We start from the raw sequence: 713 nt of genomic DNA on the forward strand, positions 1-713 counted from the left end.
CTCAATTGGAATTAGAACTTCCGCTTAAACCCTTTGAGAAATACATCCAAAAACCAGGGGGGAAAAAAAGCGATGAGAAGACATTTAGTGTATTAATCAGCGTATTAAATGGTAAAGGCAAAATGGACGTTGTTGATATGAATAGTCTTACCTTTAAAACAGATATACAAATGGAATTACGCTTACTTGAATTAACAAAAGAAATCAGGATTAAAAGTCCAAAGGTAAGGGCATTATTTGAAAAAGAGATTGAAAAAAGTATCGCAAAACAATATCAGGATTTGTTAGCTAATGTGCAAGAACTTGGTGTTGATCCGTTTGGATATGGAAACGTTTATCGAGTTCATAAAAAGAATGGAGAACTGAAAAGTAAAGAATGGAGAAATATCCTGCCAGATATTAACGTAAAGTTCCATGTCGATGCAAAAATTGTTCAGCATGGTATTACAAAGTAGAAAATACGCCCACAAACGTAATTGTGGGCGTATTTATTACAAGCCTTTAGTGTTATCGGGATGAGAACCAATTCTCAGATTTTCATTCATTTGATCCATATATTTCTTATCTTCAGGTGAAATTTCAAAATCAAATACAGCAGCGTTTTCCTTTTGGCGGGAAGCATTAGTTGATTTCGGTATAACGATTAAATTGTTTTCCAAATGCCATCTAATTATTAACTGGGCAACTGACTTGTCATATTTACCTGCCATTTT

General features: G+C 33.8%; 2 protein-coding genes. One reads left to right on the top strand and one right to left on the bottom strand.

Features of this window, described 5'->3' with window-relative positions; all coding sequences use genetic code 11:
* The coding region (locus AC3G7N_RS21075; protein ID WP_489424103.1) for a Ger(x)C family spore germination C-terminal domain-containing protein at nucleotides 1-455 on the top strand (455 nt) is incomplete at its 5' end.
* Between the two features lie 36 nt (nucleotides 456-491).
* Here the strand turns inward: AC3G7N_RS21075 and AC3G7N_RS21080 are convergent.
* Nucleotides 492-713, bottom strand: a 222-nt coding sequence (locus AC3G7N_RS21080) for an aldo/keto reductase (protein ID WP_489424104.1), incomplete at its 5' end; no start/stop codon positions are given.

The sequence above is a fragment of the Virgibacillus carmonensis genome (assembly GCF_057836705.1).